At 68.2% G+C, this 24,104-nt stretch carries 22 protein-coding genes; 11 read left to right on the plus strand and 11 right to left on the minus strand.

What is annotated here, in order from left to right; genetic code table 11:
- Positions 1-67: 67 nt before the first annotated feature.
- Positions 68-1,327 carry an MFS transporter gene (locus tag SB764_RS17440; RefSeq protein ID WP_065061165.1) on the minus strand — a complete coding sequence of 420 codons (1,260 nt, stop codon included), beginning with the start codon at positions 1,325-1,327 and terminating at the stop codon, positions 68-70.
- A complete protein-coding gene (locus tag SB764_RS17445) occupies positions 1,324-2,223 on the minus strand; it encodes a PRC-barrel domain-containing protein (protein WP_231957612.1) in 900 nt (299 codons plus the stop codon). Before SB764_RS17445 ends, SB764_RS17440 begins: the two co-directional genes overlap by 4 nt.
- Positions 2,224-2,936: 713 nt before the next feature.
- Here SB764_RS17445 and SB764_RS17450 point away from each other — a divergent pair.
- The 4 genes from SB764_RS17450 (at position 2,937) to SB764_RS17465 (ending at position 6,170) form a co-directional block, all read left to right on the plus strand.
- The gene (locus SB764_RS17450) at positions 2,937-4,361 is read left to right on the plus strand and encodes an NCS2 family permease (RefSeq protein WP_074986359.1); all 1,425 of its coding nucleotides are present in this window, start codon (positions 2,937-2,939) and stop codon (positions 4,359-4,361) included.
- 188 nt (positions 4,362-4,549) lie between these two features.
- A complete protein-coding gene (locus SB764_RS17455) occupies positions 4,550-5,038 on the plus strand; it encodes an ArsR/SmtB family transcription factor (RefSeq protein ID WP_080180555.1) in 489 nt (162 codons plus the stop codon).
- Positions 5,038-5,376, plus strand: coding sequence for an SRPBCC domain-containing protein (locus SB764_RS17460; RefSeq protein ID WP_197520345.1), 339 nt, complete (start codon positions 5,038-5,040; stop codon positions 5,374-5,376). The genes SB764_RS17455 and SB764_RS17460 overlap by 1 nt, the downstream gene beginning before the upstream one ends.
- Positions 5,377-5,423: 47 nt before the next feature.
- Entirely contained in the window at positions 5,424-6,170 is a 747-nt protein-coding gene (locus tag SB764_RS17465; protein WP_410864180.1) for a DUF899 domain-containing protein, read from the plus strand.
- 137 nt (positions 6,171-6,307) lie between these two features.
- On the opposite strand, the gene SB764_RS17470 is transcribed toward SB764_RS17465, so the two are convergent.
- Both SB764_RS17470 and SB764_RS17475 read right to left on the minus strand, forming a co-directional pair.
- Entirely contained in the window at positions 6,308-6,490 is a 183-nt protein-coding gene (locus tag SB764_RS17470) for a hypothetical protein (RefSeq protein ID WP_027821027.1), read from the minus strand.
- 125 nt (positions 6,491-6,615) lie between these two features.
- Positions 6,616-7,527, minus strand: a complete 912-nt coding sequence (locus tag SB764_RS17475; RefSeq protein ID WP_110329365.1) for an NAD-dependent epimerase/dehydratase family protein — start codon at positions 7,525-7,527, stop codon at positions 6,616-6,618.
- Between the two features lie 142 nt (positions 7,528-7,669).
- Here SB764_RS17475 and SB764_RS17480 point away from each other — a divergent pair, with 142 nt between their 5' ends.
- From SB764_RS17480 to SB764_RS17495, 4 genes are all read left to right on the plus strand, one after another.
- Positions 7,670-8,617 (plus strand): LysR family transcriptional regulator, encoded by a 948-nt coding sequence (locus SB764_RS17480; RefSeq protein WP_124260821.1) that lies wholly within the window; start codon positions 7,670-7,672, stop codon positions 8,615-8,617.
- A gap of 125 nt (positions 8,618-8,742) precedes the next feature.
- Positions 8,743-10,269, plus strand: a complete 1,527-nt coding sequence (gene hutH, locus SB764_RS17485; protein ID WP_124260897.1) for a histidine ammonia-lyase — start codon at positions 8,743-8,745, stop codon at positions 10,267-10,269.
- A gap of 26 nt (positions 10,270-10,295) precedes the next feature.
- Positions 10,296-10,991 carry a histidine utilization repressor gene (gene hutC / locus SB764_RS17490; protein ID WP_065061173.1) on the plus strand — a complete coding sequence of 232 codons (696 nt, stop codon included), beginning with the start codon at positions 10,296-10,298 and terminating at the stop codon, positions 10,989-10,991.
- Between the two features lie 289 nt (positions 10,992-11,280).
- Entirely contained in the window at positions 11,281-11,931 is a 651-nt protein-coding gene (locus SB764_RS17495) for a hypothetical protein (RefSeq protein ID WP_065061174.1), read from the plus strand.
- A 29-nt stretch (positions 11,932-11,960) separates the two neighbouring features.
- On the opposite strand, the gene SB764_RS17500 is transcribed toward SB764_RS17495, so the two are convergent.
- Positions 11,961-12,848 (minus strand): LysR substrate-binding domain-containing protein, encoded by an 888-nt coding sequence (locus SB764_RS17500; RefSeq protein WP_065061175.1) that lies wholly within the window; start codon positions 12,846-12,848, stop codon positions 11,961-11,963.
- Between the two features lie 156 nt (positions 12,849-13,004).
- On the opposite strand from SB764_RS17500, the gene SB764_RS17505 reads away from it, so the two are divergent.
- The 3 genes from SB764_RS17505 (at position 13,005) to SB764_RS17515 (ending at position 16,563) form a co-directional block, all read left to right on the plus strand.
- Entirely contained in the window at positions 13,005-14,267 is a 1,263-nt protein-coding gene (locus SB764_RS17505; RefSeq protein WP_410864183.1) for an aminotransferase class I/II-fold pyridoxal phosphate-dependent enzyme, read from the plus strand.
- Positions 14,268-14,374: 107 nt separating this feature from the next.
- A complete protein-coding gene (locus SB764_RS17510) occupies positions 14,375-14,635 on the plus strand; it encodes a hypothetical protein (protein ID WP_074986348.1) in 261 nt (86 codons plus the stop codon).
- A gap of 2 nt (positions 14,636-14,637) precedes the next feature.
- Positions 14,638-16,563 (plus strand): DUF3857 domain-containing transglutaminase family protein, encoded by a 1,926-nt coding sequence (locus SB764_RS17515; RefSeq protein ID WP_410864185.1) that lies wholly within the window; start codon positions 14,638-14,640, stop codon positions 16,561-16,563.
- A 61-nt stretch (positions 16,564-16,624) separates the two neighbouring features.
- Here SB764_RS17515 and SB764_RS17520 read toward each other — a convergent pair whose 3' ends face one another.
- From SB764_RS17520 to SB764_RS17545, 6 genes are all read right to left on the minus strand, one after another.
- Positions 16,625-17,845: a branched-chain amino acid ABC transporter substrate-binding protein gene (locus tag SB764_RS17520; protein WP_082992010.1), complete on the minus strand. Its 1,221-nt coding sequence runs from the start codon at positions 17,843-17,845 to the stop codon at positions 16,625-16,627.
- Between the two features lie 197 nt (positions 17,846-18,042).
- On the minus strand, positions 18,043-18,504 hold the full coding sequence (locus SB764_RS17525) for a hypothetical protein (RefSeq protein ID WP_074986345.1): 462 nt from the start codon (positions 18,502-18,504) through the stop codon (positions 18,043-18,045).
- Between the two features lie 148 nt (positions 18,505-18,652).
- On the minus strand, positions 18,653-19,528 hold the full coding sequence (gene pdxY, locus SB764_RS17530; RefSeq protein WP_065061180.1) for a pyridoxal kinase PdxY: 876 nt from the start codon (positions 19,526-19,528) through the stop codon (positions 18,653-18,655).
- Between the two features lie 344 nt (positions 19,529-19,872).
- The gene (glgA, locus tag SB764_RS17535) at positions 19,873-21,360 is read right to left on the minus strand and encodes a glycogen synthase GlgA (RefSeq protein ID WP_110329361.1); all 1,488 of its coding nucleotides are present in this window, start codon (positions 21,358-21,360) and stop codon (positions 19,873-19,875) included.
- 139 nt (positions 21,361-21,499) lie between these two features.
- On the minus strand, positions 21,500-22,771 hold the full coding sequence (gene glgC / locus SB764_RS17540) for a glucose-1-phosphate adenylyltransferase (protein WP_065061182.1): 1,272 nt from the start codon (positions 22,769-22,771) through the stop codon (positions 21,500-21,502).
- A gap of 306 nt (positions 22,772-23,077) precedes the next feature.
- Positions 23,078-24,070: an LLM class flavin-dependent oxidoreductase gene (locus tag SB764_RS17545; protein WP_074986344.1), complete on the minus strand. Its 993-nt coding sequence runs from the start codon at positions 24,068-24,070 to the stop codon at positions 23,078-23,080.
- Between the last annotated feature and the right edge of the window lie 34 nt (positions 24,071-24,104).

A 24,104-nucleotide genomic window follows, 5' to 3' on the forward strand; every position in this document is an offset into this window, starting at 1 on the left:
TGTTTGTCACGTGTAGCGCGGCCAGCCGTACCTCACGCGCCTTACGTCTGACGATTACGGACGCGCCTTATGCGGGCGCGTCGCGCGCAGGCTCCTCGTCGAGCGTTTCGCGCGTTTCGGGCATCACGAGCCACACCAGCAGCACGGCCAGCGCGCCCGCGGCCGCGAGGCCGAGGAAGCTCACGGTATTGCCGAAGTGATCGGCGATAAAGCCCGCGAGCGCCGTCGAGAGCGTCGCGCCGATCCCCGCCGAGAGCCCGAACAGCCCGATACAGAGGTTGTAACGGCCCTTGCCGCCCGCGACGTCGGCGGCGATCAGCGGCAGCATCACGCCGAACACGGCCGCCGACAGGCCGTCGAGCATCTGCACCGGCACGAGGAAGTACGGGTTGCCCACGGCTGCGAACAGCAGCGCGCGCACGGGCAGGGCGCTGAAACCGAGAATCAGCACCGGGCGGCGTCCCCAGAGTTGCGAGGTGCGCCCGACCCACGGCGACATCATCGCGACGATCGCCTGCGGCACGATGATGCACGCCGCAATCACGAGCTGCACGTTGTCGCCCATGCCGGCCGTCACTTCGCCCGCCGCGAGGTTCAGCATCGCCGCGTTCGAGAGGTGGAACAGCACCACGCAGGCCGCGAACGTGAGCATGCGCTTGTCACGCAGCAGATCGAGAATGGTCTCGCGCTCTTCGCCGGCGGGCGCGGCATCGGCCTTGTTCGCCTTGAGCGGCTTGGGTGCGTGCGCGTGCTTGTCGTATTCGATCATCGCGAGCGCGACGAGCGCCGGCAGCGCGAGCGCGGCCGTCAGCCAGAACACGGCGCGCGGCGAGATGTACTCGCCGCACAGCCCCATCAGCCCGGCGGCCACGGCGCTGCCGATGGACGCCCAGCGCGCGTTGCGCCCCAGCCGGTCGCCGAGATTCTGACGGCCCACCAGCGCGAGCGCGAGCGCGGCCATCGCCGGCACCAGCATGCAGCTCGCGAAGCCGTGGAACACTTCGGCGGCCATCACCGGGATCACGGTCGGGCTCGACGCCAGCAGCACGGCCGAGGCGATGATCGCGATGATCGCCCAGGCCGCGGCGGCCTTCTTGTTCTTCAAGGCGTCGACGGCCGCGCCGCCCGGCACCTGGCTCACCATCGCGCTGATCGTGCCGACCGACAGCGCAAGGCCGATTTCGCCCTGCGTCCACTTGTGCGAAGCCAGATACGAAGCGATGAACGGCCCGAAGCCCGTCTGCACGTTCGCGACGAAGAAGTTGAGCCAGTCGAGCGCACGCACGCTGCGCAGACTGGGTGTGAATTGCGTGGTCTTACCGATCATTGGGCACCGCGCGCGGAAGCTGCCGGGGCGGCGCCGGTGGCCGGATTCGGACTGACGGCGCGCACCGGCTGGTCGTTCGCATACGGCGGCGAGGCGTCGACCTGCTGATCGCTCATCTCGATCTGGGCTTCGAGCGCGTTGTTCTTCGTGACGAAGTGCAGCGCCGACCAGTCGGCGGCGATCGTGTGGCGTTTCTCCAGCGTGCCGCTCACGTCGAGCACGACCGCGAGCGGGTCCGCGCCGCCATCAAGCAGCACGTCGACCACGCGGCCCACCTTGGCGCCGTTGGCGCGCTCGACGGTCGCGTCGATCAGCGGCAGACGCGTCGGGCCGGCCTCGCCGACGCCGGGCTGCGCGCCGCCCGACTTGGGCCGGTCGGTCAGCTGCAACTGCGCGGGCGTGAGCGCGAGCGTGATGGCGGGCGTCTTCGGCTGCGGATTCACGCGCACGGCGCTCCACGGGAAGCTCGCCTTGCGGTCGCCGATCCCCATGAAGCCCTGCAGATTCACGATGACCTCCTGCGGCTTGCCGCCGGGGCCCGCGACCATGTCGACGGCGCGGCCCACGACCTTGCCGTCGGTTTTCTGCACTTCGCTGTCGAGCAGCGTGCGGAAGGTGCCGCGTTCGATCACCTTCGTCTGCACGAGCGGCTGCGGCGGCGGCGCGACGGGCGCGCTGGCGGGCGCGGGCGGCGGCGGCGTGGGGCGGCGGCGGCGCACGGGTGCGGGACGCGGCTTGCGCGGCGCGGGCTTCGCTTCGGGCGTTTCGGTGTCGCTGGCGGCATCGGGCGCCGATGCGGCCTCGGGCTCGCTCGCGACATCCGGCTCGCTCGCGGCCACGGGCGCTTCCGGCTCGGGTGGCGGCGGCGAGCGGAACAGGCTACAGCCCGACAGCACGGCTACGACGAGCAGAGCAGAAAGGGTCGGAAGATTTACAACAGGACGTGCGAAACCGCCTCTCATCAACAGAAACTCCTAGGAGCGCCGGCGCGGGCTTGCGCTCAGGCGCGCCGCGCGGCGGGGTCAAACCGGGTCGTGAGAGTTTAACCCGCGCAACGCGGCAATCCGCCTAAAACGGCCCTTTTTGCGTCTTTTCAACCCGATTGACCCGCCATCTCGACGACAAAAGCACATCGGCGGCCCGGATGCCGCGCTTGTCGCGCGAGCCGGCCGGCGCGCGCCGGGTGCCGTTCGTGCCAATTCGGGCTGCCTGCGCGTTCTGTCAGGCGTGCGGCTCAGCGCAAGCCGCACGCCCGAGCGCGGCGATCCCATCCGATTCATTCATCGGACGACATCGCGCGCGGCCAGAGCGCGGAAGAAAAAAGCGCCGGGGTAAACGCGGGGGCCGCCCGCCCGCCGGGCCTTGTTCGCGGCGATATAAGGATCACGGCATGTCCTCAATGCGATTTACGCGATGGGAGCGCATGACGGGTTCGCCTAACCTTCGATCCAGCATAAAGATGTCAAAAACTGTCCACCGACATAGACAGCGCTTTCCAAGGCGCGCCCGGCTGGCGTCGACACGACAACTCAACATACGAGACGAACCTGATGACGGGGCCGCGCGCAAGCCGCCGGTCCGTTTCAGCATGCTGATAAAGGAGGCACTCATGCTCGACCCCCACGTCCGGCCCTTGGCCGACGCCGCCGAACTGACCGCGGATCTGTCCGTGGCCCGTGACGGCGACGCCCTCGACGCCGCCCGCGCGACGGGCTTGCTCGACCGCTATTTCGACATCGCCGCGCGCGGCAGCTCGGTGCGCCAGGAGGGCATCGCGGGCGTCACCACGTTCCTCGCGATGGTCTATTCCGTGTTCGTCGTGCCCGGCATGCTCGGCAAGGCGGGCTTCGACACCAGCGCCGTGTTCGTCGCCGTCTGCCTGACCACCGCATTCGGCTCGCTGCTGATGGGGCTGTGGGCGCGCCTGCCGATCGCGATCGGTTGCGCCATTTCGCTGACGGCGTTCACCGCGTTCGGCCTCGTGCTCGGCAAAGGGCTCAAGCCGGAAGTCGCGCTCGGCGCGGTATTTCTGATGGGCCTCGTCTTCACGGCGATTTCCGTCACGGGCGTGCGCTCGTGGATTCTGCGCAACCTGCCGCACGGCATCGCGCATGGCACGGGCATCGGCATCGGGCTGTTCCTGCTGCTGATCGCGGCCAACGACGTGGGCCTCGTCGTGAAAAATCCGGGCGCGGGTCTGCCGGTTTCGCTCGGTCATGTCACCTCGCTGCCGGTCATCATGTCGGTGGTCGGTCTCGCGGCGATTTTCGGCCTCGTGCGCCGCCGCGTGCCGGGCTCGATCCTGATCGTGATCGTGGCGATCTCGGCGCTCGGGCTTGCGCTTGATCCGGCCGTGGCGTTCCACGGCGTGTTCGCGTGGCCGTCGCTGTCGGCACCGGGTCATGCCTCGCTGATCGGCGCGATGGATATCAAGGGCGCGCTTTCGCTGACGGTGTTGCCGAGCGTGCTCGCGCTCGTGATGACGGCCGTGTTCGACGCCACCGGCACGATCCGCGCCGTGGCGGGGCAGGCGGGCCAGCTCGACGCCAACGGACGCATCATCAACGGCGGCCGCGCGCTGACGGCCGACTCGGTCAGCTCGATCTTCTCGGGCTTCTTCGGCGGCGCGCCGGCGGCCGCCTATATCGAATCGACCGTCGGCGTGGCGGCGGGCGCGAAGACCGGCATGGCCGCCGCCGTGGTGGGCGTGCTGTTCCTCGCGGTGATGTTCTTCGCGCCGCTCGCGGGCCTCGTGCCGTCCTACGCCACGGCGCCCGCGCTCATGTACGTGGGCCTGATGATGCTGTCGAGCGTCGCGCGCCTCGACATGAGCGACATGGTCGATTCGATGGCGGGCCTCGTTTGCGCCGTGTTTATCGTGCTGACCGCCAATATCGTCACCGGCATCATGCTCGGCTTCTCCACGCTGGTGATCGGCCGCGTGGTGAGCGGCGAGTTCAGGAAGCTCAACGTCGGCACGGTCATCATCGCCGCCGTGCTCGTGGCGTTCTACCTGGGCGGCTGGGCCATCTGACGCGCACGCGTCGCGCTGGCCCGGTCATCGGCAGGACGGTCCCACGGCGGCCCGTCCTGGCGGCTTCACGGCTCGCGTTCGCCTGACGGCGGCGCGGGCCGTGCGGCATTTGCGGCGCGATTTTTTATTGCCGAAACCGGCAAAGATCGCGCCTTGACTTCCGCGTCTCGCGTCCTATGCTAAACCGCATGGTTAAGTATGAAGACGACGCGTTGAACCGCACCTTCGCCGCGCTCGCGGACCCCACGCGGCGCGCGCTGCTCGCGCGGCTCGCCCAGCAGGACGCGCTCTCGGTGAGCGCGCTCGCACAGCCCTTCGCGATGTCCTTGCCCGCCGTGATGAAGCACCTCGACGTGCTCGCCGAGGCGGGTCTCGTCACGCGCGAGAAGACCGGGCGCACGGTCGCGTGCCGTCTCGCGGCGGGGCCGATGGAGGACGCGATGCAGTGGCTCGCGCACTATCAGCGCTTCTGGAACGCGGCGCTCGATCGCCTCGCCGCTTTCGTGGAGGAAGACGCATGTCCCGCCGACCCGAACCTGTCACCGCTGCAACCGCTCTCACCAATACAAGCGATGGCGCCGACGCCGCCGGAGGTGTCGCCGTCCTCGTCATCCGCCGTCGTCTCAACGCGAACGCCTGCAAGGTCTACGCGGCATGGACGCAAGCGGCGCAACTGATGCGCTGGATGCATCCGCTCGACACGACCTGCCTGCATGCCGAAGCGGATGTGCGTGTGGGCGGGCGCTTTCGCGTCATCATGCGTTCGCCCGACGGCGAGGAGCACGATGTGAGCGGCACGTATCTGGAGGTCGTGCCCGAGCAGAAACTGGTGTTCACGTGGGCGTGGCGCAGCACGCCCGAGCGCGAATCGCGCGTGAGCGTGCTGCTGCGTGCCGAAGGCGAAACGACCGAGCTGACGCTGCGCCACGAACGTCTCTTCGACGAAGCAACGCGCGACGCGCATCGCGAAGGCTGGTCCAGCGCATTCGACCGGCTGGGCGAACTGTTCGACTAGGCCGGACTCAAGCCGGGATCGACGATCAACCGAAGGAGGAAGACACGATGGAAGCGCATAAGATTGTTTCGGAGGCCGAATGGTTGAGGGCGCGCGAGGCGCTGCTCGAAGACGAGCGCGCATTCACGCATGCGCGCGACGCGCTGGTGGCGAAGCGCCAGGCGCTGCCGTGGGTGAAAGTCGAGAAAAACTATACCTTCGAGACGCCGCACGGCACACGCACGCTCGCCGAGCTGTTCGGTCCGCGCAGCCAGTTGCTGACGTATCACTTCATGCTCGGACCGGACTGGGAAGAGGGCTGTCCGGGCTGCTCGTTTCTCTCGGATCACGTCGACGGCATGCTGCCGCATCTGGAGCATCACGACGTGACTTACGTGGCCGTCTCGCGCGCGCCGCTCGCGAAGATCGAGGCTTTCAAGCAGCGCATGGGCTGGCGGTTTCCGTGGGTGTCGTCCTATGGCGGCGACTTCAATTTCGACTTCGAGGTGTCCTTCACCGACGCCGATAAGGCACGCGGCAAGGCGCGCTACAACTATCGCGAACAGGACTACGTGAGCGACGAATTACCGGGCATCAGCGCGTTCTATCGCGACGAGGCGGGGCAGGTGTATCACACGTATTCGGCCTACGCGCGCGGCGTCGAATTGCCGATCGCGACCTACGCGATGCTCGAATTCACCGCGAAAGGCCGCAACGAAGCGCACGACATGAACGACTGGATGCGCCATCACGATCGTTATGGCGACAGCGCGCAGACGCACGCGTGCTGCGGGCACGACAAGGCCGGGCGCTGAAGAAGGCGTGGGGCTTAAAGACAGCGCGAAACGATGCGTCTGTCAGCTTGCGCAGGGTCGCGGAAAGTGCTGCGAAACGTGAATGAAAGCACCAGGGGCGAGCGACGCAATGCGGCGTCGCGAACGCGAGAGTCGGCTTAAAGCGACATCTCGAACGCGGGGCGCAGCAGGACTTCAATCGCCATCACGATCAGACCCATGGCGGCGGCGGCGAGGGTCAGCGTGCCGTATTCGTCGTAGCGCGCATCGTAGAGACAAGCGACGACGAACAGAATGGCGAGCAGGTTGGTCAGCCAGTCGAAGTTCAGCGCGAGGAGCATCGGCATATCCGGGTGCCGATCCGAAGAAGGCGGGCCGGCGGGTAGTGCAAACCGGCGCGATTCTAGCGGATCGACCTTACGGATACGCAACAATACGGCGCATTACAACGTTATTTTTGCGCCGGTTATTTTCCGGACGCCGGCACCGGCATCTCGTCGCGAATCCAGTCCGTGACCGAGTTGCGCTTCGGCTGCCAGCCGAGCAGCGTGCGCGCGCGCTCGCCACGCACGCGGCTGTTCGAGCCGAGCCCGTACGACGCCATCTCGTAACCCCATTCGTCGATCGCGTCCTTGAGCGGCCAGTCTTGCGGCGCGCCGAGGCCCATCTTCCGCGCGAGCGCTTCGGTCATCGAGACGAAGTTGGCTTCGCCGCTGTCGACGAAATAGAACGTGCCCGCAGGGGTTTTCTCGATCGCGAGGCGATAGAGTTCGGCGACATCGTCCACGTGCACGTTCGACCAGATGTTCAGGCCGCGCCCCACGTGACGCATGACGCCGCTTTTCTGCGCCTGACGAATCAGCCGCGGCAACTGCACGCTCGCCGCGCCCGGCACCGCGCCGACGCCGTAGATCAGCGTATTGCAGAGCACGGCGCTGCGAATGCCGCGCTGCGCGCCCGCGAGCACGAGATCGTCGATGGCCACGCGCGGCGCCTTGTCGGGCGTCGGCGCGGGCAGGGCGTCTTCGTAGTAGATCTTGTCGGTCGGCTCGCCGCCCGAGGCGTCGCCGACGATGCTCGATCCGCTCGTATGCAGCAGCGGCTTGCCCGAGCCTTCGAGCGCGTCGAGCAGCGCTTCGACCGCGCCGCGATGGTCGCTGTCGGCGGCGTTGATGACGGCGTCGGCGGCGCGCGCTTCGTGCATCAGCAGGTCGCGGTCGTCGAGGCCGCCGCGCACCGGCGCGATGTTCAGCGCTTCGAGGTCGGCGAACTGTTCGGGGCGGCGCACCAGCCCGCGCACTTCGTGGCCCGCGCGCGCCAGATGCGCCGCGATCGTGCCGCCGATAAAGCCGCCTGCGCCTGTCACGAATACTTTCATTGGGACTCTCCTGGTTGGCCCGGCGCCGCCAACGGTAGCGGGGGCGAATGGTCGTGATGAATGATCTGGCGATGAGTATCGCGGCATTCGCGCTTTGCAAAAACCGTGTTAGTCTCAAATGAATCTTGACTGCGGATCAATAATGAAAACGTCGACCGACGAATTGCTCGTATTCGTCACCGTGATCGATGCTGGGTCGATCACCGCCGCCGCCGAAAAACTTCAGCAGACGGTGTCGGGCGTGAGCCGTGCGCTCACACGGCTCGAAAAGCAACTGGGCGTGGCATTGATCCTGCGCACCACGCGGCGGCTGCAACTGACCGAAGAAGGCGAGCTGTTCCTCGAACGCGCCCGCGCGATTCTGGGCGCGATGGAAGATGCCGAAGAGGCCGTCACGCGCCATCGCGAGCAGCCGTCGGGGCGGCTGCGCGTGGACGCGGCCACGCCGTTCATGCTGCACTGTATCGTTCCGCACGTGAGCGCGTTCGCGGCGCGCTTTCCCGAGATTCAGCTCGAACTGACGAGCAACGAGCGCATCGTCGACCTGCTGGAACAGCGCGTGGATATCGCGATCCGTATCGGCGCGCTGCAGGATTCCACGCTGCATGCGCGCTCGCTCGGCGTGAGCCGCCGCCGCGTGGTGGCGAGTCCCGCGTATCTCGCGGAGCACGGCACGCCGCGCTCGCTCGCGGCCTTGCGCGAGCAGCGGCTGATCGGTTTCACGGCGCCCGTGCAACTGAATCGCTGGCCGCTGCGCGAATCCAACGCCGACGCCTACGCGGACAGCGAGCATCAGGCGCCCTTGTTCGACGAAACCGCCGAGCCGGGCATCGCGATCCAGCCGACGCTGTCCGCTTCGAGCGGCGAAACCATCCGGCAACTCGCGCTCGCCGGCGCGGGCATCGCCTGTCTGTCGGACTTCATGACCGCCGACGACCGCGCGTCGGGCCGCCTCGTCACGCTCCTCGACGACGCGCTGCTCGCCGAGCGTCAGCCGATCCACGCCGTCTATTACCGCAGCGCCGCGCTGGCCGCCCGCGTGCAGTGCTTTCTCGCGTTTATCGGGGGCAGGCTGGAACTTCAGCCCTGACGGGGCCCGGTGCCGTGGCGGGGGCCGCACTCATGGATAGTCCCAGGGCGGCGTGATCCGACTAAGAGTTGTCTATACAGGCGCGCCAGGCTAGACTGCGCGACAACTTGTATAGACAGGATTCGATCATGCTTCTCACGCCCGGCCATCTGACCCTGCCCCAACTGCGCCAGATCGCGCGCGAAACGGTGAAACTCGAACTCGATCCGGCGAGCTACGCCGGCATCGACGCGGGCGCGCGCGCCGTCGCCGAGATCACCGCCAAGGGCGAGCCCGCTTACGGCATCAATACGGGTTTCGGCCGGCTCGCGAGCACGCATATCCCGACCGATCAGCTCGAACTGCTGCAACGCAACCTCGTGCTCTCGCACGCGGTGGGCGTGGGCGAGCCGATGTCGCGTCCGGTCGTGCGCCTGCTGATGGCGCTGAAGCTGTCGAGCATGGGCCGCGGCCACTCGGGCATCCGCCGCGAAGTGATGGACGCGCTGGTCACGCTGTTCAACGCCGACGTGCTGCCGCTGATTCCCGTGAAGGGTTCGGTCGGCGCTTCGGGCGACCTCGCGCCGCTCGCGCACATGTCGGCGGTGCTGCTCGGCATCGGCGAAGTGTTCATTCGCGGCGAGCGCGCCAGTGCCGAAGCGGGTCTGGCCGCCGCCGGCCTCAAGCCGCTCACGCTCCAGGCCAAGGAAGGCCTCGCGCTGCTCAACGGCACGCAGGCGTCCACGGCGCTCGCGCTCTACAACCTGTTCGCGATCGAAGACCTGTACCGCACGGCGCTGGTGTCGGGCGCGCTGAGCGTGGACGCGGCGGCGGGTTCGGTCAAGCCGTTCGACGCGCGCATCCACGAACTGCGCGGCCATCGCGGCCAGGTCGAAGCGGCCGCGTCGTATCGCGACCTGCTCGAAGGCTCGGCGATCAACCTCTCGCACCGCGATTGCGGCAAGGTGCAGGACCCGTATTCGCTGCGCTGCCAGCCGCAGGTGATGGGCGCGTGTCTCGACCAGATGCGCCACGCGGCGCACGTGCTGCTGATCGAGGCGAACGCCGTCTCCGACAATCCGCTGATCTTTCCGGAAACGCTCGAAGTGCTTTCGGGCGGCAACTTCCACGCCGAGCCGGTGGCTTTCGCCGCCGACAATCTCGCGCTGGCGGCCGCCGAAATCGGCGCGCTGGCCGAGCGCCGCATCGCGCTGCTGATCGACGCGACGCTCTCGGGTCTGCCGCCTTTCCTCGTCAAGGACGGCGGCGTGAACTCGGGCTTCATGATCGCGCACGTGACGGCGGCGGCGCTGGCCTCGGAAAACAAGACGCTCGCACATCCGGCGTCGGTCGATTCGCTGCCGACTTCGGCGAACCAGGAAGACCACGTGTCGATGGCGACCTTCGGTGCGCGCAAGCTCGCCGACATCGCCGACAACACGGCCAACATCCTCTCGATCGAACTGCTCGCCGCCGCGCAAGGCGTCGATCTGCGCGCGCCGCACCAGACCAGCCCGGCGCTGCAACGCGTGATGCAGACCGTGCGCGCCGAAGTTCCGCACTACGATCTCGACCGCTACTTCGCGCCGGATATCGCGGCCGTCACGCGTCTGGTGCAGGACGGCGTGATCGCGGCGCACAGCCCGTTCGCGTTCGAATCGCAGGCGAACTGAGCGTCGCCGGGCGACGAGCGTCGCGCATGAACGCGCCCGCGTATCAAGGCATCAAGGACTTCATCCTTGCGCGCATCGACGCGGGCGAGTGGGGCGAGGGCGACCAGGTGCCGTCGGAGAACGAGCTGGCGCGCGAGTTCAAGGTCGCTCGCATGACCGTGAACCGCGCGCTGCGCGAGCTGACTGCCGAACAGGTGCTCACGCGCGTGCAGGGCGCGGGCACCTTCGTCGCGCGGCCGAAGTACGAGTCGACGCTGGTGGCCATCCGCAGCATTTCCGATGAGATCGTCGCGCGGGGTCATCGTTATCGCGCCGAAGTGCTGGAACTCGGGCCGATGGCCGCCGACGAGGCGCTCGCGCTCGAAATGGGCCTGCGCACGCACGACGTCGTGTTTCGCTCCCGTGTGCTGCACTTCGAAAACGACAAGCCCGTGCAACTCGAAGAGCGCTGGGTCAATCCCGCGCTCGCGCCCGATTACGCCGGACAGGATTTCACGCAGACCACGCCGAATCAGTATCTCGTGCGCGTGGCGCCTTTGCAGCGTGTTGAGTACCGCATCGAGGCGCTTGCGCCCGAAGTCGACACGCGCGCGCATCTGGCGATGGGCGAGTTCGAGCCGTGTCTCGTGCTGCATCGGCGCACGTGGTCGCGCGCGCTGGTGGCGTCGGTGGCGAACCTCTGGCATCCTGGCAGCCGGTATCGATTTACCGGGCATTTCTAGGCACGTTCCGCCGTTTTTTCCAGTCGCGCTTCGTCTTTCTGTTGCGTTGCAGCGGACATGGATTCATTGGTAATCCGAAGTAATCCCTCCCTTCCTTTTGCAGCGATGCCTCCCTATGGCGCGAGCGTGCTGCTGCATCGCTCACTAGCGGGTTACGACCCCGCTTGAACGTTGCGGCCGCGCGGCACGTGTCTTGCGGCGGGTTGCATCGCACCGTGCGATGCGGCTAACCTTCAGGCATCGGCCAGGCGCATCGACGCTGATGCGGCCTTCGAGGAGGACCTCCGCAATGGAAGATTCCGGCGCAACGCTCATGCCCATGTGGCGCGCGAACCTCGCGCTGCTCACCCGCGAAGTCGGCGCGGTCACGCGGCTCGCGCGCATGATGACGTTTTCCGCCAGTCACATGAAGCTGATCGTGACCGGTCAGCGCGACTTCAGCGCGGAGTTCGTGCGCGGCGTGGAAGCCGTCACGGGCTTGCGCGAAGGCTGGATGGACGAGCCGCACGAGGCGGCCGACGTACCCGACGAAGCCCGCGAGGCCATCGCCGGCGAATCGCCGCGCGCGCGTTTTCGCGGCACGGCGCATCCGGTGCGCAAGGCGCCGGTGCTGCGCTCCGAGCCCATCTTCGGGCAGACGGGCGCAAGGCGCGAGGCGGGGCAGGACGCTCAGGCGCAGCGGAAGCTGGCGGGCACGCGCAAGATCCGCGAACTGGCGGCGCAGGACGTGCGCAAGCTCGAACGCCACCTGAGCATGCTGCCGGTCGATCCGGAAGCGCTGCGCTCGCGTATCGAGGACGTGATCGGCTACGCGGAGCCCGACGAAAGCGTGCGCGCCGATCTCGAAGGGCGGCTCGAGCAGATCGAGAAGCACCGCGAGTTACTGCTGCGGCACATCTCGCGGCTGCATGCGCTGCTGCTGCGTCTCGGCGAGGAGTGACGCCGCGCATTACGCACCGCTTTCATCGGCTAGACCCGCAGTTCCGCGAGAATCTGCTCGGCGAGAAAGTCGCACGGCGGGCGGTTTGAACTCGCGCTGCGTGCGAGCACGACTTCGAGTTCGGGCAGATCGGGCAGACCGTGCGGGCGGCCCAGCGTCGCGAAGGTCTCGGGTACGGCGCAGCGCGCAAGCGGCGCCACGGCGAGGCCCGCCGCCACCATGCTGCACAAGCCCATCAAGCTCGGGCTTTCATACGATGTGCGATAGGTGATGCGCGCACGCTCCAGCGCCTGGATCGCGTTCGCGCGCGCCACGCTGCCCGCGCTGAAGAGGGCGATGGGCAGCGGCCGTTCGCGCCAGACCTCGCGGCCGATCGCGGCCGTGGCGGCGGCGGGCGGCCCGGCCCAGACCATCGGCTCGAAGCGGATGAATTCGCCGGACAGACCGCGCGCGCTGCTGGTGCCGGTCGTGCCGGTGATGCACGCGAGATCGATCTTGTTCTCCCGCACCAGCGGCGCGAGCGCGCTGCTCGGCAGCCCGACCACCTGAATCTCCACCTTCGGCCAGTTCGCCGAGAACTTGCGCAGCACGGGCGGCAGCAGCGACGACGCGTAGTCGTCGGGCATGCCGATCGAGACGCGCCCCGTCACCTCGGGATGTGCGAGCGTCGCCCAGGCCTCGTCGCGCAGCGCCAGCATGCGCCGCGCGTAGGCGATCAGCGTATGGCCGTCGGGCGTGGGCGTGACGTTGCGCGGCGCGCGGATGAAGAGCGGCTTGCCGAGGGTCTCTTCGAGCGCGCGGATCTGCATGCTCAGCGCGGCCTGCGAGCGGTGCACCAGCGCCGCGCCGCGCACGAAGCTGCCGGCGTCGGCGACGGCCACCACCATGGCGAGCACGTCCAGATCGAGGGTCTTCATCGGTATAAGAAAAACTGATCGAAAACTTCAATATAACGCGTTTGTCTGAAGCCCGCGACGTCCGTATTCTGGGGAACGAGCCGTCCGCTTTGTCCTCGGTCCGCTCCCTTCTCACGTTCCGCTAGCGCGTTGCCGCCAACCATAACGAGATCCGCGATGTCGATGACCCCGTCTATTGATTTGAACTACGAACGATTCCGCGCGCTCGGCCTGCGCCTCGACATGTCGCGCGGCAAGCCTGCGCCCGAACAGCTCGATCTCTCGGCGGCGCTGTTCGAGGCTGCGGATACAGCCGGTTTTCGCGCGCGCGATGGCTTCGACTGCCGCAATTACGGGCTGGGCGCGGGCGTGCCCGAGGCGCGCGAACTGGGCGCGGAACTGCTGAGCGTGAGCGCCGCGCAGGTGGTGGCGGCGGGCAATTCGAGTCTCGAACTGATGCACGACGCGTTCGTGTTCGCACTGCTGCATGGCGTGCCGTCGGGCGAAGCGGGCGCGCAAGGCGCGCCGTGGCGCGCCCAGGGCGAGATCGCGTTCCTCTGTCCCGCGCCGGGCTACGACCGTCACTTCGCGATCTGCGAGGCGCTGGGCGTGCGCATGATCGCCGTGCCGATGAACGACGAAGGTCCCGACATCGACGCCGTCGAAGCGCTCGTTCGCGACGACGCCTCGATCAAGGGCATGTGGTGCGTGCCGCATTACAGCAACCCGACGGGCGCGACGTATTCCGACGACGTCGTGCGCCGACTCGCCGCGATGGCCACGGCCGCGCCCGATTTCCGCCTGTTCTGGGACGACGCCTATCGCTTCCATCATCTCGTCGAGACGCCGCGCGCCGCGCACGACATGATCGCGGCTTGCGCGGCGGCGGGCCACGCGGACCGCGTGCTGGTGTTTGCGTCGCTGTCGAAGGTGACTTACGCGGGCGGCGGGCTCGCGTGGCTGGCGGCGTCGCCGCGCAACGTGGCGTGGTGGCTGCGCCATACGGGTGTGCGCTCGATCGGCCCGGACAAGCTGAACCAGTTGCGCCACGTGCGTTTCGTGCGCGATCGCGCGACGCTCGACGCGCTGATGGCCCGGCACCGCGCCTTGCTCGCGCCGAAGTTCGACGCGGTCGATGCGGTGTTTCGCGAGCGTCTGGCGGGCGTGCCGCAGGTGAGCTGGAACGCGCCGCAGGGCGGCTATTTCATCAGCCTGTATGCGCCGCCGGGCTGCGCGCGCCGCACGGTGGAACTTGCCGCCGAGGCGGGGCTCGTGCTCACGCCCGCAGGCGCGGCGTTTCCTTATGGCGTCGATCCGCAGGACAGCCATTTGCGGATTGCGCCGTCGTTTCCTTCGCTCGACGAGGTGCGGCTCGCGGCGCATGGCATCGCGCTGGCATTGCTGCGGGCCGTCGAGGAGCAGGGCAGGCGGGCGGCCTGAAGCGGGTGGTCTGAAGCGGGTGGTCTGAAGCGGTTGTCTGAAGCGGGCGGTGCGGCAGGCGATGTGCTACAACGAAAGTCGAACGCCATCGTCTCCGCGAGGTCGCCGTGTCCGCTGCGCTTTCCCCGTCCTCTTCGTCGCTCGCCGCCGGTCTGCAACGCGCGCTCGCGCAGCTTCGGCGCGACGGCGCGGCGCGTCAGCCGGAACGCCGCCCGCTCGCCGCGGGTCCGGGCCCGCACGCCGATGATGGCGTCCGCACGCTCGGCCCCGGCGACCGGCCCTTCGAGGAACGTCACGAACGCGCGTGTCTCGCGATCGTCGTGGCGGGATCGTTCGGTGATCGCGGCGCGCGGCGCACGCGGCGTTGAGCGTGACGCGCCCCGGCGGCTTTGCGCGGATCTTCGCGCTTGCGCTTGCACTCTGCGTGGCCTCGGCGACGCGGGCGGCATCGGCGCAGCCCGTCACCACGCCGCCGCCCGATTCGTCCACCGAAGCTGACACGCCCCCGGCGACGCTGGAACGCGACGTCCACGTTTTCGTCGTGCAAAAAGACGGCTCGGTCGAGGAGCGCGACGATTCGACCTTGCGCGCGAACACGGGCGCGGGCGTCGATGCCATCGCCCAGCGCTACGTCTGGTTCAATAAGGATATCGAAACGATTACGGGCCTCGCGGCGCAGACCGTCGATCCGGACGGCAGCGCGCACGCGGTCGGCCCGGCGAATATCCGCGACGTGCAGGAGCCGCGCTCGGCGGGCGCGCCGACCTTCGAGGACGGCGTCTTGCGCACCGTGATCTTTCCGGGCGTGCAGCCCGGTTCGCGCGTGCGCCTCGCGTTTTCGAAGCGGCGCACGAAGCCCTTGCAGGCTGGCACGTTCTCGTACTTCGCGGTGCCGGAAGATCAGCCCACGCAGTTCCAGCGCCTGATTTTCGATCTGCCCGCCGACGTGCCGCTCTACGCCGACGCACGCGGCTACACCGCGCAGCCGCCCGTGACGGAGAACGGCCGCACCCGCTACGCGTTCGATTACGCGCACGGCCCGTACGCGCCGCTGGAGGCGGGCGCGATCGCGCGCGTGAACTGGGGTGCGCGCCTGATGGTGACGACGGTGCCGGGCTTCGCGGTCTTCGCGGCGCGCTACCGCGAGTCGGCGGCGGATCCGTCGGCGACGAGTCCGGCCATCGCGGCCTTCGCGCAATCGCTGACGGCGGGTGCGAGCGATCCGCGCGAGAAGGCCGCGCGCATCTACGACTGGATGCGTCTGAACATTCGCTACGTCGCGCTGTTTCTGGGCGAGACCGAGGCCGCGCCGCATCGCGCGGCGGATATCCTGCGCGACCGTTATGGCGACTGCAAGGATCACGTCGCGCTATTCACGGCGCTGCTGGCGGCGGTCGGCGTGCGCGCCGAGGCCGCGCTCATCAGCCTCGGGCCGGTCTACAGCTTGCCGGACGTGCCGGGCTATGGCGCGGAAGCGATCAACCACGTCATCGCGTATCTGCCCGATCTGAACGTGTTCGCCGATACCTCGTCGGGCGGCGTGGCGTTCGGCTTCCTGCCGGCGGGCGTGATGGACCGCCCGGCGCTGCTCGTCGACGACGGCGTGCTCGTGCGCACGCCCGCGACGCAACCGCGCGCGCGTTCGGCGCGGCTGGAGATCGACGTGAATGCCGAGGGCAACGCCGCGTTTCGCTATCACGTCGACGATGCGGGCGCGAGCGCGGAACCGGAGCGCAACACGTTTCGCCGCGCGACGCGTCAGGTCGCGCAGCAGATCGCCGCGCAGCGCGTGCGGTTGACCGGACTCGCAGGCACGGCGCGTCTGTCGACGAGCGCGCTCGACGCCACGTCGGGGCCGTTCGGCACGCGTATCGAGGGCACGCTCGACCACTTCGTCTGGCGCGACGGCACCACGGCGCTGCCCGCGCTGAGCAGCCTGTCGGGCGGCATCGCGACGCAGATCGACACCTGGCTCGCGGTGCCGCGCCGCACGCAGCCGTGGGCCTGCGTGGGCGGCGAATACGAGGAGGACGCGCAGATCGCGCTGCCCGCGTTCGCGCGCGTGACGGATCTGCCGCGCGATACCGATGTGAGCACGCAGGCCGACGCGGCGCGCATCGTCTACAGCGCGCATTACGTGTTCGATCCGCTCACGCGCACGGTGCAGATTGCGCGGCGCTTGTCGGCGCGATTCGGGCAACAGGTGTGTTCGGCGCAGCAGTTCGAGCAGATGCGCGATGCGCTCGTGCGCATCCAGCGCGACACGCATGCGCAGATCGTCGTGCGCGCGCGATGAATCGATCAGGATGGCTGATTAATTTTTTAGACGCCTGAAAACAGGCATCGAACGCGCGGTCTCAGCCGCCGCGCGTCATCACCGAAACCCACACGCCCTGTTTGACCTGATACAGCGTGGACGCGCCGTTCTTGAGCGCGCCATGTTCGTCGAAGGCGATGCGGCCGGTCACGCCGTCGAAGGCGAGCGTGCCGAGCACGGGGCGGTAGACGTCCGGTTTCGCTGACTTCGCCGCGACCATCGCGTGAATCGCGGCCCACGCGGCGTCATAGCCGAAGGGCGCGTAAGCGAGCACGTCGGCGCCAAAGCGACTGCGGTACTTCTGCGCGAAGCGCGGGCCGTCCGGCAGTTGCGCGAGCGGGCGGCCGTATTCCCATGCCATCGCGCCTTCGCCGGCCGCGCCCGCGAGCTGCACGAAGTCGGGGTTCGCCACGCCGCCGCCGCCCACGAACTGCGTGTTCATGCTGCGCGCCTTCATCTGCTTGACGAGCGACGCCGCCTGGTGCGCGAGGCCGCCGAAGTAGAGCAGGTCGGCGTCGGCGGCCTTGATCTTCGAGAGCTGCGGGCCGAAGTCGTCGGATTCCATGGCGGCGAACTCGCGCGCGACCACGTTGCCGCCGTGCTCCTTCACGGTGCGTTCGAACACGTCGGCCTCGCCCTGGCCGAAGGCGCTGCGGTCGTCGATGATCGCCACGCGTTTGGCCTTCATGACGTCGATGGCCCACGCGCCGGCAATGCCTGCGTTCTGCGCGTCGTTCGAGATCACCGTGAAGGTGTTCGCGAAGCCCTGCGCCGTGATGACGGGGTTGGTCGCGGCGGGGTCGAGCATCGGAATGCCGGCGCTCTCATAAATGCGCGAGGCGGGAATCGCCGTGCCCGAGTTGAAATGGCCGATCACGGCCGCCACGCCCTGATTCGCGAGCTGGGCCGCCGACTGCACGCCGAGGCGCGGATCGGCGCGGTCGTCGAGCGCGACGAGTTCGAAATGCGCCACCTGATCGCCGATCCGGAGACCCTGGGCGTTCGCTTCGTCGAGCGCGAGCTGCACGCCGTTTTGCAGGTCGCGGCCATAGTTCGCGTAGTCGCCCGAGATCGCCGCCACGAAACCGATGCGCACGGTCAGCGGACCCGCCGCGTAGGCCGCGCCGTCCGGCAAGGCGAGCAGCGCGCCGCCGCAGACGCCCGCGACCGTGCCGGCGAGGGCGAGGCGCGCGAGCGTGCGCAAGACGGCGCGGCGTGGCCGCGCGACGGCGGCCAGGCGGGGTGTGTGGCGCGGACTCATCGTGACTCCTGGCGCCGGGCGGGCGCGGCAGTGTGCTTTCTTGTACGTTGCGCTCGTGTCGCGCGCGGGCCGTCTACGGCCCGGCGGACTCCCTCGGGGCGCCGGCGCGGGGCCGGCGACAGGTGTTTGCAAGCAATATAACAGGCTGGCATCGGGGTCAGCCGTGGTGTGCCGGTCGCCGGCGACCGGCGGCCGGATCAGTACTCCGCCTGCAGCGCGAGCAGCGATTCGCGCAACTGCACGAGCGGCGCCATCGTGTCGTCGTTGGCCCAGCCTTCGAGGTCGTCGAGCGCGCGGTTGCAGCCGTCGAGCACCACGTCGAAGTCGACCGGCACGCCGTTGGCGAGCGCGAACCGGATCACCGACTCGAAGCGCTGGCAGTCGTCGTCGCCGTAAGCGATGTCGAGGTTGTCGGCGATCGTCTGCGCGATATCGCTGCGCGCGCGGTCTTCCGCGTCGACGAAGTCGATGATGCCGCGCGCCACGTCGGGCGCGTGGTAGAGCGCGATGTCGAGCCACTGGGCGGCGTCGAAATCGGCCTCGTGGCTTTGCTCTTCGAAGTATTCGATCGCTTCCTGCTCGTGCGTTTCGCCGCCATCGACGGCGATGCACAACTGCTCGAAATACTCTTCCTGTTCACTGCGGATGGGGTCGGACATCGGTCAATCTCTTCAAACGGTGGGCGCGGGTGGCCGCGCGCGTGCGGCCCGCATTATATGCCCGATGACTGAGGCCCGACGCTCGCGCCGTCTTTTACATTGCCGCGGACCCTGACCGCGCGAGCGCTCGAAGACGGCGCGAACGGACTCAGGCCGGCTCGACGGTCCAGGCGTCGAACCATTCGCGCGGGCGGGCGATCTGGTCCTGCGCGGCCACGATTTCCAGCTCGTAGCGACCGGCGTCGTAGGTCGTGCGCACGACCGCGTTGACCGCCGCGAGCGTGTGCTCGAAGGCGCGGCGCAGCGAGTCGCCGAGCATCAGACGCGCCACGAAAATCGCGCTCGTGATGTCGCCGACGCCGACCGGCTGCCGCGCGAACGGATAGAGCGGCCGCTGCGCGAGCCACGCTTCACGCTCGCTGACCACCAGCATGTTGAAGGTGTCGGCGGGACTGTTGCGGTCGAGCAGATGCTTCACGAGGATCAGCTTCGGGCCGCGCGCGATCAGTTCGCGGCAGGCGGCGACGGCTTCTTCGGCGGTCTCCAGCTCGCGGCCGACGAGTCGCTGCAACTCGCTGTGATTGGGCATCATCGCGTCGGCCACGGCGGGCATGTGCGTGACGAGAAACTCCTGGATGCCGGGCTCGACCTTGCAGCCGTTGCCGGTCGCGTTGAGCGTGCCCATCACCGGATCGCAGAAATAGCGCGCCTGCGGATTGGCCGCCTTCACGGCGCGCACCACGTCGATCACGGCCTGCGCCTGTTCGGGCGCGCCGAGGTAGCCGGAGAGCACGGCATCGCAGCGCGGCAGCATGCCGATCGCGCCGATGCCGTCGACGAGATCGACCATCTGCTCCGCGTCGATCGCGCTGCCGGTCCAGTGGCCGTACTGCGTGTGATTCGAAAACTGCACGGTGTTGAGCGGCCACACGTTGACGCCGAGCCGTCGCATGGGAAACACCGCCGCGCTATTGCCCGCATGGCCGAACACGACGTGCGACTGGATGCTCAGGACATTTTTCATGGCCGGTCCGTTGGGTTTCGGGCGGGTGCTTCGGTCGAGTGTGTCGGTCATAACGTGGCTGTCGGCCGGTGCGCAACGGTTCGGTCCTGCGCGTGGCGGCCTGTTTGAAGGAGGGTGTCCGTATGACGCGCAAAGCGCGGGGCACGGAGACGCCAGGCGGCGGCGCGCGATGCATGCGGTGCAGCAACGATAACCGAATTCGCTACCCCGGGTCGATCATCGCGTGCGCGCGACGGGCGCGGTGTTGCGCGCCGCCGTCGCGAGGCATCGTCGAGCGCGGCGGTTTGTCGTCAGGCTGAGTTGTCACGCGGAGTTGCCACGCTGACTCGTCAGGGCGATCGTCGTCAGACCGAGTCGGCCAGCTCGCGGTAAAGCGCCATATAGCGTTGCGCCGACGCCGCCCAGCCGAAGTCCTGATGCATGCCGCGCGCGCGCGTCTCGCGCCAGTCGCGGCTGCGTGCGTAGAGCGCGAAGGCGCGGCGGATCGCGGCGGTGAGCGCGTCCGGTTCGAAGCGCTCGAACACGAAGCCGGTGGCGAGACCGTCGGCGAGATTTTCGAGCGAGGCGTCCACGACCGTATCGGCGAGTCCGCCCACGCGATGCACGAGCGGCAGCGCGCCATAGGCGAGCGCGTAAAGCTGCGTGAGCCCGCACGGCTCGAAGCGCGACGGCACCATCATCACGTCCGCGCCCGCGACGATCTCGTGCGCGAGCGTTTCGTCGAAGCCGAGTTCGACCGCTACCGACTCCGGATGCTGACGCGCCGCGCGCGTGAAGCCCTGTTCGAGACTCGCGTCGCCGGTGCCGAGCACGACGAGCTGGCCGCCGCGCGAGACGATTTCGGGCAGCGCCGCGAGCAGCAGGTCGAGGCCCTTTTGCTCGGTGAGGCGGCTCACCACGGCGAACACGGGCGCGTCGTGCTTCGAGGCCAGACCGAAGCGCTGCTGTAGCGCCGATTTGCAGCGCAGCTTGCCGCTCATGCGCGTGGCCGAGTAACGCGCGGCGATGGCGGCGTCGCCGGCCGGACTCCACACCGCGTAATCGACGCCGTTCAGGATGCCGACGAGGTCGTGCGCGCGTCCCTTGAGCAGTGCTTCGAGGCCGCCGCCTTGCGCCACGGTCTGGATTTCGCGCGCGTAGCTCGGGCTCACGGTGGTGATCTTGTCGGCGTAATAGAGTCCGGCTTTGAGAAATGAAAGCTGACCGTAAAACTCGACGCCGTGCATGTCGAAGAAGTCGGCAGGCAGGCCCAGCGCGTCGAACTGCTGTGCCGGAAAAATGCCTTGATAGGCGAGGTTGTGGATCGTGAACACGCTGCGTGCGGGCGGCCGCGCGCCGTGGCTGCCCGCGCCTCGCTCGCGGGCGGCGGCGCGCAGATAAGCGCCTGCGAGGCCCGCATGCCAGTCGTGCGCGTGCACGATATGCGGCGTCCAGTTCGCGTCGAGATGCAGCGCGAGTTGCGCGGCGGCCCAGCCGAGCAGCGCGAAACGCTCGGCGTTGTCGCCATAGGGCACGTGTTCGGCGTCGAGATAGGGATTGCCGGGGCGCGCGTAGAACGCATCGGCGCGAATCATGTAGACGGGCACGCCGCTGCCCGGCAGACGCCCGAGTTCGAGCGAGGCCTCGGGCGCGCCGAAGCTGCGTTCGAGCCGCGCGACCGGGCGCAGGTCGGCGAGATCGGCGGCGACGCCCGGGAAGCCGGGCAACAGCACGCGCGCGTCAGCGCCTTGTTCGATCAGCGCGGCGGGCAGGGCGGCGGTCACATCGGCGAGACCGCCGGTTTTCAGGAGCGGATAGAGTTCACTGGCGACATGCAGAACACGGATCGTCATCGGGCTGAGGTCCTCGATTGAGCCTTGGGGGCGCTGCGGTTCTCGCCGCGCGGCGGCGAACCGGGGCGGCGTTCGGTGCGATACGTTCGCGAACGTGTTGCGCGGTGCTGCGTTGTGCTACGCGGTGTTGCGCGCCGCGTCACCCTCCCGCGCCAAGCTTGTCGAGCGCCTCGCGCGTGACCAGCACGATGCCGTTCTCGGTGCGGTAGAAGCGCTCGCCGTCGCGCACCGGGTCTTCGCCGATCACGAGTCCATCGGGAATCACGCAGCCGCGGTCCACCACGACCTTGCGCAGCCGGCAGCTCGCGCCCACTTCGACCTGCGGTAACAAGACTGCCTCGGCAATGTTGCAGAACGACTTCACGACCACATTCGACGACAGCACCGAGCGCGAAATCTGCGAGCCGGAGATCACGCTGCCGCCGCAGACGATCAGGTTCGTGCCCGAGCCTTGCAGCCCGTTCAGGTCGCGCACGAACTTGGCGGGCGGCAATTGCTCCTGATACGTCCAGATCGGCCAGTTGCGGTCGTAAAGGTCGAGCGCCGGGATGGTCGAGGCGAGGTCGAGGTTGGCGGACCAGTAGGCGTCCACGGTGCCGACGTCGCGCCAGTACGGCTCGGCGCTCGGGTCCGAGGTCACGCAGGACATGCTGAACGGATGCGCGATGGCGACGCCGTCGCTGACCACGCGCGGAATGATGTCCTTGCCGAAGTCGTGGTCGGTGGCGCTCGCGGAGATGTTTTCCTCGAGCAGCTTGAAGAGATAAGCGGTGTCGAACACGTAGATGCCCATGCTCGCGAGCGCGATGTCGGGGCGGCCCGGCATCGCGGGCGGATCGTCGGGTTTTTCGACGAAGCCCGTGACGCGGCGCTGTTCGTCGACGGCCATCACGCCGAACGCGCGCGCTTCCAGACGCGGCACTTCGATGCAGCCCACGGTGCAGTCCGCGCCGCTCGCGGCATGGTCCGCGACCATGCGCGTGTAATCCATCTTGTAGATGTGGTCGCCGGCCAGCACGACCACGTATTTCGGCGAGATCGAGCGGATGATGTCGAGATTCTGGTAGACGGCGTCGGCGGTGCCGCGATACCAGTGCGCGCCCTCGACGCGCTGCTGCGCGGGCCACAGATCGAGAAACTCGTTGAATTCGCCGCGCAGGAAGCCCCAGCCGCGCTGCAGATGCCGCAGCAGCGAGTGCGCCTTGTACTGCGTGACCACGGCGATGCGGCGGATGCCCGAATTCAGGCAGTTCGACAGCGCGAAATCGATGATGCGGTACTTGCCGCCGAAGTAGACGGCGGGCTTCACGCGCTTGTTCGTGAGCGGACCGAGGCGCGTGCCGCGACCGCCCGCGAGCACGATGGCGAGCGTGGTGCGTTGCAGATCGTTGAGGCTTGCCGGAGTTTCCATGGACGTCTCCTTGTTGTGCCCCCGGTTTCTCTGTGATGTGTCGCGGGCCGGTCTCGGCGAGGGTTCGCCAGGTCCGCCGGGTTCCGCGATGTCCGTTTTGTGACCGCGCATTGAATGTTCTAGCACCGAAAAGCGGGTAGTGCGAATCCGGTGTGCGCGCGCGGCCTTAGAGCGGGAAGCAAGCCGCTTGCCTGGTCGGTGGGCGTGCATGCGGGCGGGGCGCCGGACCGGCAATAAAAAACGGGCGCATCGAGCGCCCGTTTTCTCCTTTTCTCCTTAAGCGGCCAACTCGCCGCGCGACTTCGATCAGCCCGCCGCCATCTCCGCGCGCACCTCGGCGGTGATCTCGAACGAACGCAAACGCTTCGCGTGATCGTAGATCTGCGCGGTGACGATCAACTCGTCGGCCTGGGTCTGCTCGATCACCGACGCGAGTCCCGCGCGCACCGTTTCGCGATCGCCGATCACGGAGCAGGCGAGCGAATGCGCCACGCCGGCGAGTTCGTAATCGTTGGCGGCGATCTGCTCGACCGGCGGCGGCAACTGCCCCGGCGTGCCGCGCCGCAGATTCACGAACTGCTGCTGCAGCGAGGTGAACAGCAGACGCGCTTCGTCGTTGCTTTCGGCGCCGATCACGTTGACGCCGACCATCGCGTGCGGTTTCGCGAGCGTCGCCGACGGGCGGAACTGCGAGCGATACAGACGCAGCGCCGTGAGCAGATGATCGGGCGCGAAGTGCGAGGCGAACGCGAACGGCAGACCCATCGCGGCGGCGAGCTGCGCACCGAACAGGCTGGAGCCGAGGATATAGAGCGGTACGTGCAGGCCCGCGCCCGGCACCGCACGCACGCGCTGGCCTTCGACGGGCTCGCCGAACAGGCGCTGCAATTCGGCGACGTCGTCGGGGAACGCTTCGGCGCTGGCTTGCAGATCGCGGCGCAGCGCGCGCGCCGTGGTCTGGTCGGTGCCGGGCGCGCGGCCAAGACCGAGGTCGATACGGCCCGGATAGAGCGCTTCGAGCGTGCCGAACTGCTCGGCGATCAGAAGCGGCGCGTGGTTGGGCAGCATGATGCCGCCCGAACCCACGCGGATCGTCTGGGTGCCGCCCGCCACGTAGCCGATCACGACCGAGGTGGCCGCGCTGGCGATCCCGGTCATGTTGTGGTGCTCGGCGAGCCAGTAGCGGTGGTAGCCCCAGCGCTCGGCGTGCTGGGCGAGGTCGAGCGTGTTGCGCAGCGCGGCGCCGGCGTTCGAGCCGGCGGGCACCGGCGACAGGTCGAGGACGGAGAAGGGAATCATGGGGATCGTGGCGCTCCGGAATTCATGAGGCGCG

Source organism: Paraburkholderia sp. SIMBA_027 (assembly GCF_046535315.1).
Lineage (GTDB): Bacteria > Pseudomonadota > Gammaproteobacteria > Burkholderiales > Burkholderiaceae > Paraburkholderia > Paraburkholderia tropica.

What these genes read in the sequence shown, in the direction of transcription:
- glgC (WP_065061182.1), bottom strand. Translation starts at nt 22,771, where the DNA reads ATGGAAACTCCGGCAAGCCTCAACGATCTGCAACGCACCACGCTCGCC.
- SB764_RS17525 (WP_074986345.1), bottom strand. Translation starts at nt 18,504, where the DNA reads ATGTCCGACCCCATCCGCAGTGAACAGGAAGAGTATTTCGAGCAGTTG.
- SB764_RS17500 (WP_065061175.1), bottom strand. Translation starts at nt 12,848, where the DNA reads ATGAAGACCCTCGATCTGGACGTGCTCGCCATGGTGGTGGCCGTCGCC.
- SB764_RS17450 (WP_074986359.1), top strand. Translation starts at nt 2,937, where the DNA reads ATGCTCGACCCCCACGTCCGGCCCTTGGCCGACGCCGCCGAACTGACC.
- SB764_RS17465 (WP_410864180.1), top strand. Translation starts at nt 5,424, where the DNA reads ATGGAAGCGCATAAGATTGTTTCGGAGGCCGAATGGTTGAGGGCGCGC.
- SB764_RS17470 (WP_027821027.1), bottom strand. Translation starts at nt 6,490, where the DNA reads ATGCTCCTCGCGCTGAACTTCGACTGGCTGACCAACCTGCTCGCCATT.
- SB764_RS17520 (WP_082992010.1), bottom strand. Translation starts at nt 17,845, where the DNA reads ATGAGTCCGCGCCACACACCCCGCCTGGCCGCCGTCGCGCGGCCACGC.
- SB764_RS17440 (WP_065061165.1), bottom strand. Translation starts at nt 1,327, where the DNA reads ATGATCGGTAAGACCACGCAATTCACACCCAGTCTGCGCAGCGTGCGT.
- glgA (WP_110329361.1), bottom strand. Translation starts at nt 21,360, where the DNA reads ATGACGATCCGTGTTCTGCATGTCGCCAGTGAACTCTATCCGCTCCTG.
- SB764_RS17545 (WP_074986344.1), bottom strand. Translation starts at nt 24,070, where the DNA reads ATGATTCCCTTCTCCGTCCTCGACCTGTCGCCGGTGCCCGCCGGCTCG.
- pdxY (WP_065061180.1), bottom strand. Translation starts at nt 19,528, where the DNA reads ATGAAAAATGTCCTGAGCATCCAGTCGCACGTCGTGTTCGGCCATGCG.
- SB764_RS17475 (WP_110329365.1), bottom strand. Translation starts at nt 7,527, where the DNA reads ATGAAAGTATTCGTGACAGGCGCAGGCGGCTTTATCGGCGGCACGATC.
- SB764_RS17505 (WP_410864183.1), top strand. Translation starts at nt 13,005, where the DNA reads ATGTCGATGACCCCGTCTATTGATTTGAACTACGAACGATTCCGCGCG.
- SB764_RS17455 (WP_080180555.1), top strand. Translation starts at nt 4,550, where the DNA reads ATGGTTAAGTATGAAGACGACGCGTTGAACCGCACCTTCGCCGCGCTC.
- SB764_RS17480 (WP_124260821.1), top strand. Translation starts at nt 7,670, where the DNA reads ATGAAAACGTCGACCGACGAATTGCTCGTATTCGTCACCGTGATCGAT.
- SB764_RS17460 (WP_197520345.1), top strand. Translation starts at nt 5,038, where the DNA reads ATGCGCTGGATGCATCCGCTCGACACGACCTGCCTGCATGCCGAAGCG.
- hutC (WP_065061173.1), top strand. Translation starts at nt 10,296, where the DNA reads ATGAACGCGCCCGCGTATCAAGGCATCAAGGACTTCATCCTTGCGCGC.
- SB764_RS17495 (WP_065061174.1), top strand. Translation starts at nt 11,281, where the DNA reads ATGGAAGATTCCGGCGCAACGCTCATGCCCATGTGGCGCGCGAACCTC.